The organism is Streptomyces sp. NPDC020379, assembly GCF_044387105.1.
Taxonomy (GTDB): domain Bacteria; phylum Actinomycetota; class Actinomycetes; order Streptomycetales; family Streptomycetaceae; genus Streptomyces.
This window is the reverse complement of sequence record NZ_JBIRVR010000029.1, coordinates 1-17,425: the sequence shown is the minus strand read 5'-3', so window position 1 is coordinate 17,425 and position 17,425 is coordinate 1. Positions and strand designations below refer to the sequence as shown.

Below are 17,425 nucleotides of genomic sequence, written 5' to 3'. Positions count from 1 at the left end.
CGGGTGACACAAGGGAACACCGGTCACTGGGACGGGCACGGGGGGACGGAGCTCGTCGAGCGGGACCGCGAACAGGAGCTGCTGCGCGACCTGCTGAGCGGACTGCGCGACGGCCCGTCCGCCCTCGTCGAGATCGAGGGGGGACCCGGCAGCGGCCGCAGCGCCCTGCTGAACCAGGCGGTCACGCTCGCCGGCCGGGCGGGGGTCCGGGCCGTCACCGCTCACGCGTCGTGGGAGGAATCCGCACTGCGCTACGGCGTCGCCGACCAGCTCCTCGCCGCCCTCGGGCGGCCCGGCGCCGCACCGCCGTCCGGCGCGGACGAGACCGCCCTCGTACCGGCGCTGTGCCGCGCCTTCCTCGCCGCGGCCCGCGAACGGCCCCTGCTCGTCGCCGTGGACGACGCCCAGTGGGCCGATCCGCACTCGTGGCGCTGGCTGCGGGCCCTGGCCCGCCGGCTCTCGGGCGCCCCGATGCTGCTGCTGACCACCCGCGGCGGCGTCCCCGCCGACGGCACCCTCGACCCGCTGGAGCCCGGCTCGCTCGCCACCGGGCGCACCGTCACCCGCCACACCCTCATCCCGGCCCCGCTGTCCCCCGCCGGGGTGACCGAACTCCTCACCCGGGCCTACGGATCCCCGGTCGACCCGGTCTTCGGCACGGCCGCCGCCCATGCCGTCGACGGCAACCCCGCCCTGCTGCGCACGGTGGCCGGCCGATTCGCCCGGCACGGCTGGCGGCCCGCGGCCGATCACCTGCCGCACCTCGCCGACAGCGTCGCCGAAGCGTTCCGGGAACGCGCGGCCAGGACGGCGGCCGCCCTCCCCGCCGAACTCCTCGACGTCCTGCGGGCCATCGCCGTCTGCGGACGGGACGGCACCCCCGACATGATCGCCGCGCTGACGGACCCCGGCGGCACCGACACCGCCCGTGCCGTGGCCCGGCTGGCCGGGACCGGCCTGCTCACCGACGGCGACCGGCCCGCCTTCCGCGAACCGAGGGCCGCCGAGGCGGTGCTCGCCGGGCTCGGCGCGGAGCGGCGCGAGTCGCTCTACGCCCGTGCCGCCCGGCACGCCCACCGGGCCGCGCTCCCCGACGGCGTGCTGACCAGGATGCTGCTCGCCGCCCACGTCATCGGCGCCCCCTGGGCCGTGGACGCCCTGCGCCGGGAGGCCGCCCGCTGCCACGCCGCCGGAGACCTGCGCGCGGCGGGCCGGCTGCTGCACCGCGCGCTGCGCGAGCCCATGGCACCGGCCGCGCGGGCGAAGCTCTTCGTCGAGCTGAGCGCCGTCGTGCTCCCCAGCTCGCCCGCCGTCTCGGATCGGCACCTGCGCAGCGCCCTGCTCACCCGGGCCGACGCCACCGCGGGCCCCTCGTGGGTCGAGGCCGCCGGCCTCCTCGTGGCCCGCGGCGACGTGGTGTCCGCCCAGCCGCTGATCGCCCGCATCCTCGACGGTACGGAGGTGAGGGCACAGGACCGGGCCGCGCTGCGGGCGCTGTACTGGCTCGCCGAACACAGCCAGCAGGGCGCCGAACCCGAGCTGGACCGGCCCGCCATGGCGGCCCTCCCCGACCTGCCCGCAGAACCGGCCGAAGCCGGTGTCGCGGCCTGGCACTGCGCCCTGCGCGGCCAGGACATCGCCCGCACCCGCTCCCTGGCCCGTACCGCCCTCGCCCCCGACGCCAGGGACACCACCCCGCCGGCCGCCCAACTGGCCGCCTGCCACGCCCTGCTCCTCACCGGCGACTTCGCCGAGGCGCAGGCCGCGCTGGACGCCGTCCTGGTGCGCGCGCAGCGCTCCGGTGCCCGCCCGACCGTCGGGCTCGCCCTGATCGTCGAGACGCAGGCCGCACTCCACCAGGGCAGACCCGAGGAGGCCGTCGTCTTCCTCGACCGCCTCCAGCACGTCATGCCGCCCCGCTGCTGGCACCCCTTGATGGCACCCGCCCCCGCCGGACTCCGGGCACTCGCTCACCTGGCGCTGGGCGATGTCGCGACCGCCGAGCGCGCCGTCGAAGGGGTCCGCCCGGCCGGTGCCGAGGGCGGCCTGGCCTGGGCCTATCTGCTCTACGCGCGCGGCCGGGTGCGGCTCGCGGGCGGCGGGGGCGGCCCGGCGCTGGCGGACCTGCTGGAGTGCGGCCGCCTGCTGCTCGCCCGGCAGGTCGCCAACCCCGTCCTGCTGCCCTGGCGTTCGGCTGCCGCCGCGGCCCACGGCCCCGCCGCGCGCGGCGGGCCGGCCGCCGACCTGCTGGCCGAGGAGCGCCGCCTCACCCGTGCCTGGGGCGCGCCCGACGACGTCGACCGGGCGATGCGCTACGTCGCGGAAGTGGCCTTCCGGACCGCTCAGGCCCCCGCCGTCCCCCCGGCCGCCCCCCAGGAGGAGATCCCCTCCGGCCGCGGACTGACCGCCGCCGAGCTGCGCGTGGCGGTCCTCGCCGCGCGCGGCATGACCAACCGCGCCATCGCCGCCGAGCTCTCGGTGACCCCGCGCGCCGTGGAACTGCACCTGACCAAGGCGTACCGCAAGCTGGGCATCACCCGCCGGACCGAACTGGCCGGCGTCCTGGGGCCCTTAGGGAGGAAGACCCGATGACGCCCGTGCCCGACCGGCGGCTGCTCGACCGGCAGCGAGAGCTGGACCTCATCATCGGGGCGATGCGGGACGCCGCCCGGGGCAGCGGCTCACTGATCGTCGTCACCGGTGGCATCGGCATCGGCAGGACCGCTCTGCTGCGCGCCCTGCCACCCCTCGCCGAACAGTCCGGGACGCGCGTACTGACCGCCAGCGCGGCCCCCATGGAGACGGACTTCCCCTTCGGCGTGACCGGCCAGCTCCTCGACCCCTTCCAGCCGGAACCGCCCCAGGGCGAGCACTACGGCGAACTCCTCGCCCTCACCGCCCAGCACAGCGAACGGCAGCCCCTGCTGCTGCTCGTCGACGACCTCCAGTGGGCCGACCCGCAGTCCCTGCGCTGGCTCGGCCGGCTCGCCCGCCGGATCAACCACCTCCGGATCACTGCCGTCGTCACCCTGCGCGAGGGCGAGCCCCGTGCCGAGGAGCCGCGGGTCCACGAGATCGTCGACAGCGCCGCCCACGTCCTGCGCCCGGCGCCGCTCGGCCGGGAGAGCACCGCCGAGCTCGTGGCCGCCCGCCACGGCCGGGCGGGCGCACCCGCCTATGTGACGGCTTGTCGGGAGATCAGCGGCGGCAACCCGATGTTCCTCACCGCCCTGATCGACGCCACCGCCGGGGAGGGTGAGCCGGACGCCGCCTCGGCCACGGCCCTGGCCGAGGCGGCGCTGCCGTCGCTGCGCGAGCGCCTCGCCGTCGCGCTGCGCGCCCAGCCCCGGCCCGTACGCGCCCTGGCCGAGGTGCTGGCCGTCCTCGGCACCCGCACCGCCCCGGAACTCACCGGCCGGCTCGCCGGCCTCGACCCGACCGGCCTCGACACCGCCCTGCGGGCCCTGTGCAGGCTCGGGCTGCTGACGGCCGGGCCCGAACCCCGCTTCGTGCACCGGGCCGTACGCGACGCCGCCGAGGACCTGCTGAGCCCGGCGGAGCAGGAGGAGCACCACGTCCGCGCCGCGCTCCTCCTGCACTGCGCCGGGTACCCCGCCGAGGAGGCCGCTGCCCACCTCCTGGCCGCGCCCTCGTGCCAGGAGGACTGGGCCCTGGAGGTGCTGCGCGCCGCCGCCACGGCCGCCCTGCGCCGCGGGGCCCACGAGGACGCCGCCCGGTGCCTGCGCCGGGCCCTGCTGGGCAGCGCGCCGGACGAGCCGCAGCGGGCCGCGCTCCTCGTCGACCTCGCCGCCGCCGAGCGCGCCTTCGACCCGGCCGCCGCGATCCGGCACGTCTTCCAGGCGCTGGACCTCATCCCCGCGCCCGGGCAGCGCGCCCTGGCCGCCGCGCGCATCCCGCCGTCCCTGCTCGGCGGCGTCCCGCTGCCCTCCGTCGAGGCGGTCCGCGAACTCGCCGACGAACTAGGCACGTCCGGGCGGCCCGCCGGCGAGGACCGCGAGGCCGCGCTACGGCTGGAGGCCCGGCTGCGCCACGTCGAGGTGGTGACGCCGGGGCAGCTGCGCGCCAGTGCCGAACGGCTGCGCTCCCTGGGACCGGACCCCTCCCTGCACACCGCCGCCGAGCGCGAACTGGTCACCGTACTGCTGCACGGCGCGACCATGGCCCAGGGCATGCCCGCGGCCGAGGCCGCCCGGCTCGCCCACCGCCTCTTGCAGTACGAGCCCGCCGCACCCGACCACGCCTACACCGCCCTGCCGTTGCTCACGCACGTCCTGATCGCCACCGATTCCGTCGGCACCATCGGGCCCTGGCTGCACACCGCCCAGGAACGGGCCCGCAGGGAGAGCACCACCGTGCCCCGCGCGGTGATCAGCGTCGAACTCGCCCATGTGCTGCTCGCACAGGGCCGCCTGGCGGAGGCGCGGGCCCAGGCCGACGAGGCGCTCGCCCTCGGCGTGACCGAATGGGCGACGCTCCAGTCGCTCGTCGGCATCGTCATGGTCGCCATCGAGAGCCGGGACACGGGCCTGGCCCGGAGGCTGCTGGCCTACCGCCGTGATGGCGTACGGCAGGGGAACCAGCCGTCCTCCCTGCACCTCGTCCGCGGCTCGATGGCGGTCGTGTCCGGCGATCTGCCCACGGCGCTCGAGCACATCCTCGAGTGGGGCCGGTCCGCCGAACGCGCCGACTGGCGCAACCCCGCCGTCTTCCCCTGGCGTTCCTGGGCCGCCGGGCTGCACTACCGGATGGGACACCCCGCCCTGGCCAAGGATCTGCTGGAGGAGGAGCGCGCGCGGGCGGCCGCCTGGGGGAGCCCCGTGGCCATCGGCCGCGTCCAGCGGATGCGCGGGGCGGTCACCCAAGGGGAGCGGGGCATCGCCCTGCTCCGCGAGTCCCTCGCCATCCTGGAGGGGTCCGTCAACGGCCTGGAGCGCGCCCGCACGGCCGTCCTGCTCGGCCGCCGGCTGCGGGCCGGCGGCCGGCCGGAGGCCGAGACCCACCTGCGCAGCGGCCGCGAGCAGGCCCTCGCCGGCGGGATGCCCTGGCTCGCGGACCTGGCGGCCCGCGAACTGCGCGCCATGGCCAGCCCGGTGGCCCCCGTCGCGATCGAGTCCCTCACCCGGAGCGAACGCAAGGTGGCCGGGCTCGCCGCGCACGGGGTGTCGAACCGGGACATCGCCGAGCTCCTGGAGGTGAGCTCCCGGGCGGTGGAGAAACACCTGACCCACGCCTACCGGAAGCTCGACGTGGCGGGCAGGGGCGAACTCGCCGCCCTGGCCCACCTCTTGCCGGACGTCTCGGCCGCACCTTCAGACGGTGCCCCGACGGCCCCCACCACTGTCACCCGTACGAAAGGTCACTCATGAACAGCGCATTGAACCAGCCCCTCTCGCGGCGCCGCCTGCTCGGCATGGCCGCCCTCGGCGCCGCCGCCATGGCCGGAGCGACCACCATCACCACCGCGACGCGCGCCTCCGCGGCCACGGCCACCGACGGCGCGTACGTACCGGCCGTGGTGATCGGCACCGGCTACGGCGCCGCCGTCTCCGCCCTGCGCCTCGGCGAGGCCGGAGTGCCCACGCTGATGCTGGAGATGGGCCAGCTGTGGAACCAGCCGGGCCCCGACGGCAAGATCTTCAACACCATGCTCGCGCCCGACAAGCGCTCCAGCTGGTTCCGCAACCGCACCAAGGCCCCGCTGGGCTCCTTCCTCTGGCTGGACGTCATCAACCGCGACATCGAGCCCTACGCTGGCGTCCTGGACCGGGTCGAGTACAGCGACATGTCCGTCTACGTCGGGCGCGGCGTGGGAGGCGGCTCGCTGGTCAACGGCGGCATGGCCGTACGGCCGTCCCGCGCCTACTTCGAAGAGGTGCTGCCGCAGGTCGACTCGGGCGAGATGTACGACCGCTACTTCCCGCGCGCCGACAGCGCGCTCGGGGTCAACCACATCGACCCGGACTGGTTTGAGAAGTCCGAGTATTACAAGTTCGCCCGGGTCTCGCGCGAGCACGCGCGCCGGGCGGGCCTGGGCACCACCTTCGTGCCCAATGTCTACGACTTCCCCTACATGCAGCGCGAGGCGGCCGGGGAGGTGCCGAAGTCGGCGCTCGCCACCGAGGTCATCTACGGCAACAACCACGGCAAGCGGAGCCTGGACAAGAGCTATCTGGCGGCCGCCCTCGGCACCGGCAAGGTCACCATCGAGGCCCTGCACACCGTCCGGGCGATCGGCCGGCAGTCCGACGGCAAGTACGTCCTGACGGTCGAACAGGCCGACGCCTACGGCAAGGTGCTCGCCCGCAAGCAGATCACCTGTCGTCATCTCTTCCTCGGCGCGGGCAGCCTGGGCTCCACCGAACTGCTCGTACGGGCCCGGGACACCGGCGCCCTGCCCGACCTCAGCGCCGAGGTCGGCGCCGGGTGGGGCCCCAACGGCAACATCATGACCGCCCGCGCCAACCACATCTGGGACACCACCGGCGCCCACCAGTCCTCGATCCCCGCGCTCGGCATCAACGACTGGGACAACCCGGCCGCCCCGGTCTTCGCGGAGATAGCGCCCATGCCGGCGGGCCTCGAGACCTGGGTCAGCCTCTACCTCGCCATCACCAAGAACCCCGAGCGCGGCACCTTCGTCTACGACAAGGCCACCGACCGGGCCCTCCTGCGCTGGACGCGGGACCAGAACGCGCCCGCCGTCAATGCCGCGAAGTCCCTCTTCGACCGGATCAACAAGGCCAACGGCACCGTCTACCGCTACGACCTCTTCGGCTCCCAGCTCAAGGCGTTCGCCGACGACTTCTGCTACCACCCGCTCGGCGGCTGCGTCCTCGGCAAGGCCACCGACCTCTACGGCCGCGTCGCCGGCTACCCCAATCTCTATGTCAACGACGGGGCGCTCATCCCCGGTTCCATCGGTGTCAACCCCTTTGTGACCATTACCGCACTTGCCGAACGGAACATCGAACGCATCATCAAGCAGGACGTCCTCGCGTCATAAAGTGACCGGGTGACCGTGGGCGGCGGGGGCCGCAAGGGCCCTGCCGCCCACGGCTGTTCGTCACCTTGCTCACGCTTGCTCCGTATGTCGAATTTCCGTTGGAAGGAACGACCGACCGTGATCGACAACCCCGAGGACAACGGCCTGTGGGTCCGTAGATTCCACCCGCGCCCGGACGCCGCCACCCGGCTGGTCTGCCTGCCCCACGCCGGTGGTTCGGCGAGCTTCTACTTCCCGGTGTCGCAGGCCATGCCGGCCGACGTCGACGTCATCTGCCTCCAGTACCCGGGCCGCCAGGACCGCCGTACGGAGCCGCTCATCGACAACATCCCCGAGCTCGCCGACCGGGTCTTCGCCGCGCTGCTCCCGTGGGCCGACCGGCCGTTGGCGTTCTTCGGGCACAGCATGGGCGCCACGCTGGGCTTCGAGGTCGCCCGGCGCTTCGAGCGGGAGAAGGGCATCGTCCTCGCCGGACTCTTCGCCTCCGCCCGCCGCGCGCCGTCCAGGCCCCGGCACGAGACCGTGCACCAGCGTGACGACGACGGCCTGATCGCCGAGCTGAAGGGGCTGAGCGGCACCGACACCCAGCTCCTCGGCGACGAGGAGATCCTGCGCATGGTCCTCCCGGCGATCCGCGCCGACTACCACGCCGCGGAGACCTACACCTATGAGCCGGGGGAGCCGCTGCACTGCCCGGTGACCGCGCTGACCGGTGACGACGACCCCAAGGTGACCCTGGAGGAGGCCCGGGCGTGGGCCGAGCACACCGAGGGCCCCTTCGACTTCCATGTCTACCCGGGCGGCCACTTCTACCTGGCCGCGCACCAGAAGGCACTCAACACGCTGATGGCGGACCACCTGCGGGCTCGCCAGGGGGCGTAGGGCGCCTGGTCATGAACGCGGGACGGGCTTGCCGCGGCATCCGCGACAAGCCCGTCCCGGGCACCGGGGTCACGACTCCAGGTCGGCCTGGGTCGTGCCGTCGTGCGAGAGCCAGTCCGTGAACGGGGACTTGCCCGAGCCCGTGTGCCGGGCGCTGCTGAGCCTGCCGTCCATGCCGAGGACGACGGCGACCGTACGGCCCTTGGCGTCCTGGGTCATGCCGGTCATGCCACGGTGCGGTATGCCTTCGTCCGCCCAGGGGCCGGGGCGGCCCGAACCGGCCGACAGCCGGACGAGGCCCTTGCCGTCCCTCGCGGCGAGCACCGTCGCGGTGCCCGCCTGGGCGAGCGCGACGCGGCCGTAGCCGCTGATCGAGGCGCACTCCGCGGAGACCTTCCAGCTGTCCGTCAGCCGGTCGGCGACGACTATGCGGGAGGTGTCCGGCTGGCGCATGGCCACGCGGATGCCGCCGCCGGTCAGGGGGGCCAGGGTCAGCGGGCCGGTCGTGGCGGGCAGCCGTGTCGGGGCGGCCGGCCGCGGCGGCCCGTCGGAGCCCTGGGACATCCAGTGGTGGACGGTCCTGGTGTCGGCGGCGACGACGTGGATCCGCCCGTCGCCGTCGAGGACGGCGTCCAGGCCGTCCTCCAGCCTCGTCCGTGGCCCGGCCGCCGGCAGTGCGGTCCAGCCCGTCCAGCCGTTGCCGCCGGTGCCGCTGCGGAAGCTGATGCCGCCGTCGTAGTCGCGTACGAAGACGAAGACCGTGCCGTCCTTGCCCACGACCGCGACCGGGTAGCCCATCTCCATCGAGCGACGGGGGTCGTCCTCGGGGGAGTCGAGCGACTGCCAGGGGCCGAACGCCGGGGCGCCGCCCGGGCCCTTGCCGGTCTGGAGGGCGGTGACGACCTCGCGGCGGTGGGGCTTGTCGTTCACGGGGAGCACGGTGCGTACGGAGAACAGCTGGAGCGAGCCGTCCTGGTGCCGCACGACCTCTATCTGGCCCTCCAGCATGCTGCCGCCGACCGCGACGGGCGCGGACCAGATGCCGCTGCCCGCCTTGCGCTCGGTCCAGCACTGCGCGGCGCCGTCGAGGATCCCGAAGGCGGCGAGCCGGCCGTCGGGCAGCGGCTGCACCCAGCGCATGGTGCCGGGGGCGCGGTGGCGGCAATTGCTCGACCAGCCGTGGTACTTGGTGGCGGACAGATTGCCGACCTTGCGGTCGCCGCAGCCCGCGGGATCCCCGCAGTTCTTGCCGTGGTCGGCCCAGCCGTAGATGTCGAGGAAGGTGATCTTGCGGTCGGTGGTGGCCTTGTCGAGGTTGCTGCGGAGCACGTCGACCTCGTAGCCGACGTAGCTCTCGACGGCGGTGGGCCGGGAGTGCTTGCGGCCCCAGTACTCCGCGAGGGCGGCCTGGGCGAAGAAGGCGGAGGTGGTGTGGTCCTGGTGGTCGTGGCTGTAGATGCCCTCCAGCACCGGCGGGGTGTTGCGGTAATCCGGCTGCTTCGCCAGGTGCGCGGGGTTCGGGTCGAGGGTGCGGACCACGGTCGGCTGATAGCGCTCGAAGACGGCGGCGAGCGTGTCGATCAGCTGCCGGCGCCCGTACTGGTAGGTGCGGGTGACCGGGCTGGCCGTCGGCGTGAGCGTGGTCAGCTTGGGCGTCGCCCCGAGCCACAGACCGCGCAGGCTGTCCTTGTGCGGGTAGCGCAGCGACCGCGCCTCGATCAGCTCGACAAAGATCATCTGGACATGGGGGGCCGCGCGCAGCGTCTGCAGCTCGACTTCGAAGCCGGGCAGGAGACGCAGGGTCTCCACATCCCAGGGGCTGAGGGAGTTGCCGGTGGCCATCTGGGCCGTGGCCTCACGGAAGCCGTTGATCCGGGCGCGGACGAACTCCGGCCGCTTCATCGGCATGTGCTCGTAGCCACGGCTCTTGGAGAGCGCGTTGCGGCCGTCGGACTCACCGCCGGTCAGGCACACGGTCACGGCGGGCGCGCCGCTGAGTATGGACTGCTCCAGCTCCGGGTTCATGAAGTAGAGCGAGTCGTCGGGGTGGGCGATCACATGGACGAACGACGCGGACGTCGACGTCTTCGCGGCACGCACCGGGGCGCCGCCGTCCATGCCGGTCTTCTTGACCTCGGGAGCCAGCCACTGCCAGGCGCCCACGGCACCCGCTCCGACGACAAGGCCCCCGCCGGCGACCTGAAGCACTCGGCGACGCGGTATGTGCCCTGGCACAGGTATCCCCCTACTCTCCTGCGCCAAGAGCGCGTGGTGATCAAACAGTCGAACGCGATGGGGAGGGGAACTGGCCACCCCCTGATCGAGAGTTCGATCCTATGACCCGCCACCTGCCGTTTCCCTGCTGTTTTGTAACAGCCGCCGCACGGCCCGATGTAGGTTCCCAGGCGGTTGGGCAACACGGCCCCCTGGATGCAAGGGCCCGGAGCCCCGGCCCGGGGCGGGCCCTGATGGCCTCAGACCGTGCCGGACCGGTCGGCGTCGTGGGCGAGCAGGGCGATCTGGACCCGGTTGTTGAGACCGAGCTTCGTCAGGATGCGGGAGACATGCGTCTTGACCGTGGCCACGCTCATATACAGCGCGCCCGCGATCTCCGCGTTGGACTGCCCGCGCCCCACGGCGGCCGCGACCTCCCGCTCCCGCTCGTTCAGCAAGGCCAACTTGCCCCGCGCCTCGCTGCCGTGAGTGTCCACCTGCTCACCATCCGTGACTTTGGTGATCAGTTGGCGGGTCACGGCGGGGGAGAGCACCGGCGCCCCCGACGCGACCCGGCGCACCGCGTCGACGATCTCCGCGGGCGGGGTGTCCTTGAGGACGAACCCGGCGGCGCCCGCCCGCAGGGCGCGCAACACCTGCTCGTCCGCGTTGAACGTGGTCAGCACGATGACCTCCGGCGCGTGCTCCCGGCCGCGCAGCAGCTCGGTGGCGGCCAGGCCGTCCATCGACGGCATGCGGATGTCCATCAGCACCACATCGGGCGAGAGCCGGTCGACGAGGCCGGCCACCTCGGTGCCGTCGGCGGCCTCGCCGACGATCTCTATGTCCGCCGCGCCGCCCAGCATGAACGACAGCCCGGCCCGGACGAGCGGGTCGTCGTCGACGAGCAGGACACGGATCGGCCGGGGCGGCGGTGCGGTGGTCATACCGGCCACGGTAGCCAGCCGTGGACCCGGAAGCCGCCGTCGGGTGCGGGTCCGTGCTCGAGCCGGCCGCCGGTCAGGGTGGCGCGCTCGGTGAGACCTATGAGCCCCTGCCCGGATCCGGGCACCGCCGCTCCCTCGGCCGACCCGGGCGGATTGGTGACCACCACGGTGAGCCCCTCGCCCGGCGAGCCTCCGACGGCCACGCCCACCTCCGCGCCCGGGGCGTGCTTCCGGGCGTTGGTCAGGGCCTCCTGGACTATCCGGTAGACCGTACGGCCCGTGGCCGCGGGGACCCGCTGCGGATCGGCCACCTGCTGGTCGAGACGGACGGCCATGCCCGCCTGCCGGGACTCCTCCAGCAACTCCTCCAGCGCCGCGAGGGTCGGCTGCGGCCGGTCGGCCTCCGGCCCGGACCCAGTGCCGGGCGCGCCCTCGGCGGCGGCGGCGCCCTCGGGAGCCCGCAGCACACCGATCACCTCCCGCAGATCCTGCAACGCCTGGTGCGCGCTGCTGCGGATCACCCCGGTGGCGCGCGCCAGCTCGGCGGGGGGCGCGTCCGGCCGGTATTCCAGGGCGCCCGCGTGCACGCACAGCAGGGACAGCCGGTGCGCGAGCACATCGTGCATCTCCCGCGCGATGCTCTCCCGCGCGAGGCGCTGGGCCCGCTCGGCCCTCAGCTCGGCCTCGGCCTCCGCGCGCACGGCGCGCTCGCGCAGCGACAGCACCAGCTGCCGGCGGGACCGCACGAACATGCCCCAGCCGATCATGGTGAGGACCAGCAGCCCCCCGATCGCGGACGCCCCCATGAACCCCAGCCCGGGATCCGGGCGGACGACGGCCTGGACCGGCTGGCTGATCAGCGCCAGCCCGCCCGCCACCGCCACCGCGCGGAACGGCCGGTGCACCGCCACGCTGAACACGGCCACCAGCAATGCCCCCGCCGCGCACGGCGTCATGGCGCTCACCACCGACAGCGCCACGGCCAGCTCGGTGGGCCACCGCCGCCGCAGCCACAGCGCCGTGCAGGCCGCGGCCCCCACTATCTGATCGGCGAGGAGTGTCCCGTCCGACACCTGGGCGGCCGCCCGCGCGTCGTCCGCCGCCAGCAGCCCGAAGAGAGCGGCGAAGGCGAGGCACACGATGTCGACGGCCCAGTCGCGCGCGGTCCGCCGCGCCCGCCCGCCGCCCGCCCGCGGCTCCATGACCGCGGACGGCAGCAGCCACGGATAGGCCGCGTCCGGCTGGATCATGTCTTGTGCTCGCTCGCCGTTCATGCGCACAAATCTACTGAGCGGCAGGCCCTCGCGGGGGCGCCGGACAGCGGCCGGCGACCAAAGTCGAACGACCGCAGACTTTGGTCGGAACGGCCCCGGCGAACCCGCTACCTCCGGTCCTGAGCCGCCGACCTCCGGGCGATGTCCGGGCCGTGGGACGGCGGGAGGATCGTGGTCATGAAGAAATTGCTGGAGGGCGTCGGAGCCACTCTCCTCATCGCGGGCATCAGCACCATCGTCCATGAATGCACCGGCTGGCTCCGCCTCTGGGGCATCGTGCGCTACATCGGATTCCTCAAGGGGTACGAGATATACGCGGGCATCGTGCTCGCTGTTATGGGCGTGGCCGTGCTGATCGCCTCGGACTCGGTGAAGGGCGAATCCGAGAAGTGAGGCCGGGCGGGGTGTGGGGCAGGAAGCCCCCGGGCGGGGCGTGACAGTGACGTGACAGAGAAAGGATGACGATGGCGGACATCTCGGGGCTGGTCGCGGCCCTCGGCCTCCGGGCGCATGTCGAGGGCGGCTGGTATCGCGAGACGTGGCGGACCACGGCCGAAGCCCTCCCCGACGGATACGGCGGCCCGAGGGCGTACGCGACGGGCATCTACTACCTGCTGCACCCCGGCGAGACATCGCGCTGGCACCGGGTGCGGTCGGACGAGCTCTGGCTGTGGCACACGGGCGGCCCGCTGCGGATCAGGCTGGGAGGCGAGGGGAAGACCCCGGGCGAGGGCGGGACCGTCGAGGCCGTGCTGGGAGTCGCGGTCGACCGGGGCGAACGGCCGCAGTTCCTGGTCCCCGGAGGCCACTGGCAGTCCGCGGAACCAGCAGGAGACGAACCGGTGCTGGTCTCGTGCGTGGTGGCCCCGGGCTTCGACTTCCAGGATTTCGAGGACTCCGTGAAGAGATAGACAGTCCGAGGAGAGATGAGAGATAGAGGAGAGGCAGGTGGTGGTGTGCGGAGTTCTGGCCGGCTGATGCAACCGATACGACGCGGCTGATGTGACTGATGCGACCGGTGAATCGCGCGCAGGTGATCGCATCGTACGTCTGCGCGACTCCGTCAAATCCCTTGCCACACCAGTCAGATGGCCGTCAGGGCTGGTCGGCGGCGCGCGCCTCCTACGGTCTATGGTGGGCGACATGTCCGCCCCTGAACTGATCCGTATCGTCTCCCGCGACTCGCCCATGGCCCTGGCACAGGTGGAGCGCGTGCGGGCCGAGCTGGCCGCGCTCCATCCCGGCATCCGTACCGACGTCGTCCCCGTCAGAACGACCGGCGACAAATGGATGGGCGACCTTTCCCAGGTGGAGGGGAAGGGGGCGTTCACCAAGGAGGTCGACGCCGCCCTCCTCGCCGGTGAGGCCGACCTCGCGGTGCACTGCGTCAAGGACATCCCCGCCGACCGGCCGCTCCCCGCGGGCACGGTCTTCGCGGCCTTCCTCAAGCGCGACGACATCCGCGACGCGCTCGTCCACCCCGGCGGCCTCACCCTGGACGAGCTGCCCGCGGGCACCCGCGTCGGCACCTCCTCCGTGCGCCGTACCGCCCAACTCGCCGCCTCCCACCCCCACCTCGAATGCGTGCCGATGCGCGGCAACGCCAACCGGCGCCTGGAGAAGCTCGCCGCGGGCGACGCCGACGCCCTGCTGCTCGCCGTCTCCGGTCTGGAGCGCATCGGCCGCGCCGATGTGATCAGCGAGACCCTGTCGGTCGACACCATGTGTCCGCCGATCGGCGCGGGCGTCCTGGCGCTCCAGTGCCGCGAGGGTGACACCTCGGTCATCGACACCGTCAGCGGTCTCGGTGACCCCGCCACCTACCGCGAGGCGACCGCGGAGCGGATGTTCCTCCACGTCCTCCAGGGCCACTGCAACAGCCCCATCGCCGGATACGCGCGGGCCGAACGCAGCGGTGACCTGTCGCTGCGGGCAAGGGTGTTCACCCCCGACGGCAAGACGGTCCTCAACGCCCACGAATGGGCCGGGCCCCTCGACCCCGCCACACTCGGCACCTCGGTGGCGGTCGCCCTGCTGCGCCAGGGCGCGCGTGAGCTGATCGACAACATCGCGCACTGAACCACCGTTCGCCGTTCGCCGCACGCCCCGGAGCCCGGTCCGCTCCGGACAGCGGGACCCGGTCCGGCCGGGGCGCTCCGGGGTCCGTACGGTTTTGATCATGTTGAGAAGAGCCTCTCTTCCGAACCGGAAGACATCGCGGCGGTCCTTCGTGGCGGCCGCCCTCCTGCTGGCCTTCGCCGCGCCCTCCGTGCCGGCCGCCGCGGCGGACGCGCCGGGCGGGTCCGCCGTCGAGACGCCCGCGCCGACGACGCGGCAGCCGCTGGGCACGAAGACCCTGCACCTGGTCGACACCTCGCGTACCGACCCCTGGAAGCCCGCCGCGGGCCACCGTGAACTCATGGTCTCGCTCTGGTATCCGGCCCTGCCGTCCCGGGAGACCCCGGCTCCGTATATGTCGCCCGCCCTGTCGAAGGCGATGCTGGGCAGTGACGCGCTGGCCGGTGTCCGGACCCACGCGGTCGCCGGTGCGCGCCCCGCGCCGGTGGCCCGGCCGCTGGTCGTCCTCTCGCCCGGCTTCGGGATGAGCCGCCTGACCCTCACCGGGCTCGGCGAGGATCTCGCCTCCCGCGGTTACGCGGTCGCCGCGCTCGACCACACCTACGAGGCGCCGGTCGAGTTCCCCGGCGGCCGCGTCGAACCCTGCCTGATCTGCCAGAAGATGGACCCGGCCGCCGTCGTCCGCAACCGCGCCCAGGACATCCGGTTCCTGCTCGACCAGCTCACCGGCCCCCGCGGCGAGCCGCGCGTCGACCGGCACCGGATCGCCGTCGCGGGGCACTCCATCGGCGGCGCGAGCGCGGTCCAGGTCATGCGCGACGACCCGCGCGTGGACGCCGCGGTCAACCTCGACGGTGACTTCTTCACCGAACCGCCCGCCAAGGGCCTGAACCGGCCCGTCCTCCTCATGGGCGCGCGCCGGGCCCAGGCCACCAGGGGGGACTGGGAGCGCAACTGGAGCCACCTGACGGGCTGGAAGCGCTGGCTCGACGTGCCCGACGGCGGCCACATGACCTTCACCGACGTCCCCTGGGTCGTGGAGCGCTTCGGCATGCCCGCACAGATCCCGCCGAAGGACGTACCCGGCTCGTTCGGTACCCTCCACGCCGCCCGCGCGACCGCGCTCACCAGGGCCTATGTGGCCGCCTTCCTCGACCGCCGGCTGCGCGGCAGGCCGAGCCCGCTGCTCGACCGGCCGTCGGCGGCGTATCCGGAGGTCCACGTTCTCAAGTAGCACCCCCGCCCTGACCGCCAAGGGGTATAGCTGGTGCCACCCCCACAACGGATACCAGTGGGATCGATCGCGGCCCTCCCGCACGCGAGCATTCGAGGCGTAGGAAAAACGCCTCAGGAGGATCGATGTTCGAGTTCAGGAAGTCGCGGTTGACCCGTTCCGTCGTGACGGGTGCGATGGCGACGGCGATAGCCGCCGCAGTGCTTCCGGCGGCCACCGCGGCAGCGAGGACCCCGGGGCCGCCGCCCGTACCGGAGCGCTACACCGCGCAGAAGCTCGCGTGGCAGCCCTGCGGTCCGGGCGGCTCGCTGGAGTGCGCGCAGATGAAGGTGCCCCGCGACTGGTACCACCCCGGCACGGGTGAGGACCTCACCATCGCGGTGTCACGGCAGCGGGCGAGCGACCCGGCGAAGCGCCGCGGCGTGCTGATGATGGCCGCGGGCGGCCCGGGCGGGCAGGGGCTGCTGCGCCCGGCGAGCCTGGTGAAGAACTCGCCCTCCCTCGGCGCGGCCTACGACGTGGTGAGCTTCGACCAGCGCGGTGTCGGGCAGAGCTCACGGGTGCGGTGCGAGACCGACGCCGAGTTCCAGAGCTACTTCGACGGCGACTCCCGGGACCGCTCGCCCGCCGCCGTGCGGCGCGAACTGGACAACGCCCGCGAGTTCGTGGACAGCTGCCGCGCACGCAGCGGCGACCTGATGAACTACATCACCACCGACCAGACCGTCCACGACATGGACCTCTACCGCACGCTGCTCGGCGAGAAGAAGGTCTCCTACTACGGACCGTCCTACGCCACGGTGATCGGCGCCTCCTACGCGACCGCGTTCCCGCAGCGCCTCGACCGCGTCGTGCTGGACAGCAACATCGACGCCGCCGGCACCTGGGCCGAGCACGAGGAGGGGCAGCCGCTGAGCTTCCAGCGCCGCTTCGAGCAGGACTTCCTGCCGTGGCTCGCGAAGTACGACGACACCTATCACTTCGGGCGCACCGCCGCCGAGGCCAGGGCGAAGTACGAGAAGCTGCGCGGCGCGCTGCGCGACCGCCCGCTGCCGATCGCCGGGGGGAAGGCCGTCATCGACCCGAACCGGCTCGACAGCGTCGTCATCTCGGCGATCTATCAGGGGAGCAACTTCCCCGCCCTGGCGCGGTCGCTCGCCGTCCTCGACCACTGGGACCAGGCGACCGCCGACGAGCGGGCGATGATCGACAAGGGGTTCGGACAGTCCGCGAGCGCGGACTTCTTCGCCGAGTTCTTCTCGGTGACGTGCAGCGACACGCCCTGGAACCGCGACACCGGCCACTGGGTGAAGAGCGCGGCCAAGGACGCCGCGAAGTACCCGCTCGCCGGGGCCCGGGAACTCACCTACACCGCCGTCTGTGCGAACTGGCCCGAGTCCAAGGCGCCGCAGACCAAGATCACTGGCAAGGGCCTGCCGCCCATCCTGATGCTCAACGGCCGCCACGACCCGGCGACCCACTACGAGGGCGCGCAGCGAGCGCACCGCGCGTACCGGGGTTCACACCTGGTCACGGTCGACGGCGGTGACCATGGGCAGTACCAGGACGGGAGCGCGTGCGTCGACTCCGTCGTGAACGACTACCTCCTCAAGGGGAACCTCCCGGCACGCGACATCACGTGCGAGGGCGCGCCGTTGCCGGTGCCGACGGGGCGGGGCTAGGTAGTGTCTGATGGCTCTTTGACGAGGTCGCGGAGCCAGATGACGATGGCGGCGGTGGCCAGGGTGCCGTGGAAGATGTAGTCACGCTT

General features: G+C 73.3%; 12 protein-coding genes. 9 read left to right on the top strand and 3 right to left on the bottom strand.

Translation table 11 applies throughout. The features are described from left to right. The first annotated feature begins 3 nt into the window (after positions 1–3). From ACH427_RS28645 to ACH427_RS28630, 4 genes are all read left to right on the top strand, one after another. Positions 4–2,592 (top strand): AAA family ATPase, encoded by a 2,589-nt coding sequence (locus ACH427_RS28645; protein ID WP_398874035.1) that lies wholly within the window; start codon positions 4–6, stop codon positions 2,590–2,592. Then, positions 2,589–5,387, top strand: a complete 2,799-nt coding sequence (locus ACH427_RS28640) for an AAA family ATPase (protein ID WP_398874033.1) — start codon at positions 2,589–2,591, stop codon at positions 5,385–5,387. Before ACH427_RS28645 ends, ACH427_RS28640 begins: the two co-directional genes overlap by 4 nt. Beyond that, positions 5,384–7,024 carry a GMC oxidoreductase gene (locus ACH427_RS28635; protein WP_398874031.1) on the top strand — a complete coding sequence of 547 codons (1,641 nt, stop codon included), beginning with the start codon at positions 5,384–5,386 and terminating at the stop codon, positions 7,022–7,024. Before ACH427_RS28640 ends, ACH427_RS28635 begins: the two co-directional genes overlap by 4 nt. Positions 7,025–7,108: 84 nt before the next feature. Further along, positions 7,109–7,906, top strand: coding sequence for a thioesterase II family protein (locus ACH427_RS28630; RefSeq protein ID WP_398874029.1), 798 nt, complete (start codon positions 7,109–7,111; stop codon positions 7,904–7,906). A 69-nt stretch (positions 7,907–7,975) separates the two neighbouring features. On the opposite strand, the gene ACH427_RS28625 is transcribed toward ACH427_RS28630, so the two are convergent. The 3 genes from ACH427_RS28625 to ACH427_RS28615 form a co-directional block, all read right to left on the bottom strand. Beyond that, positions 7,976–10,114 (bottom strand): PIG-L family deacetylase, encoded by a 2,139-nt coding sequence (locus tag ACH427_RS28625; RefSeq protein ID WP_398874027.1) that lies wholly within the window; start codon positions 10,112–10,114, stop codon positions 7,976–7,978. 266 nt (positions 10,115–10,380) lie between these two features. Beyond that, positions 10,381–11,067, bottom strand: a complete 687-nt coding sequence (locus ACH427_RS28620; protein ID WP_398874025.1) for a response regulator — start codon at positions 11,065–11,067, stop codon at positions 10,381–10,383. Then, a complete protein-coding gene (locus ACH427_RS28615) occupies positions 11,064–12,341 on the bottom strand; it encodes a sensor histidine kinase (RefSeq protein ID WP_398874023.1) in 1,278 nt (425 codons plus the stop codon). Before ACH427_RS28615 ends, ACH427_RS28620 begins: the two co-directional genes overlap by 4 nt. Before the next feature lie 177 nt (positions 12,342–12,518). On the opposite strand from ACH427_RS28615, the gene ACH427_RS28610 reads away from it, so the two are divergent. The 5 genes from ACH427_RS28610 (at position 12,519) to ACH427_RS28590 (ending at position 17,336) form a co-directional block, all read left to right on the top strand. Beyond that, a complete protein-coding gene (locus ACH427_RS28610) occupies positions 12,519–12,734 on the top strand; it encodes a hypothetical protein (protein ID WP_398874021.1) in 216 nt (71 codons plus the stop codon). Positions 12,735–12,805: 71 nt separating this feature from the next. After that, a complete protein-coding gene (locus ACH427_RS28605) occupies positions 12,806–13,252 on the top strand; it encodes a cupin domain-containing protein (protein WP_398874019.1) in 447 nt (148 codons plus the stop codon). 232 nt (positions 13,253–13,484) lie between these two features. After that, entirely contained in the window at positions 13,485–14,420 is a 936-nt protein-coding gene (hemC, locus tag ACH427_RS28600; RefSeq protein WP_398874017.1) for a hydroxymethylbilane synthase, read from the top strand. A 100-nt stretch (positions 14,421–14,520) separates the two neighbouring features. Continuing rightward, positions 14,521–15,654: an alpha/beta hydrolase family protein gene (locus tag ACH427_RS28595; RefSeq protein WP_398874015.1), complete on the top strand. Its 1,134-nt coding sequence runs from the start codon at positions 14,521–14,523 to the stop codon at positions 15,652–15,654. A gap of 125 nt (positions 15,655–15,779) precedes the next feature. Continuing rightward, positions 15,780–17,336: an alpha/beta hydrolase gene (locus tag ACH427_RS28590; protein WP_398874013.1), complete on the top strand. Its 1,557-nt coding sequence runs from the start codon at positions 15,780–15,782 to the stop codon at positions 17,334–17,336. Positions 17,337–17,425: the final 89 nt, after the last annotated feature.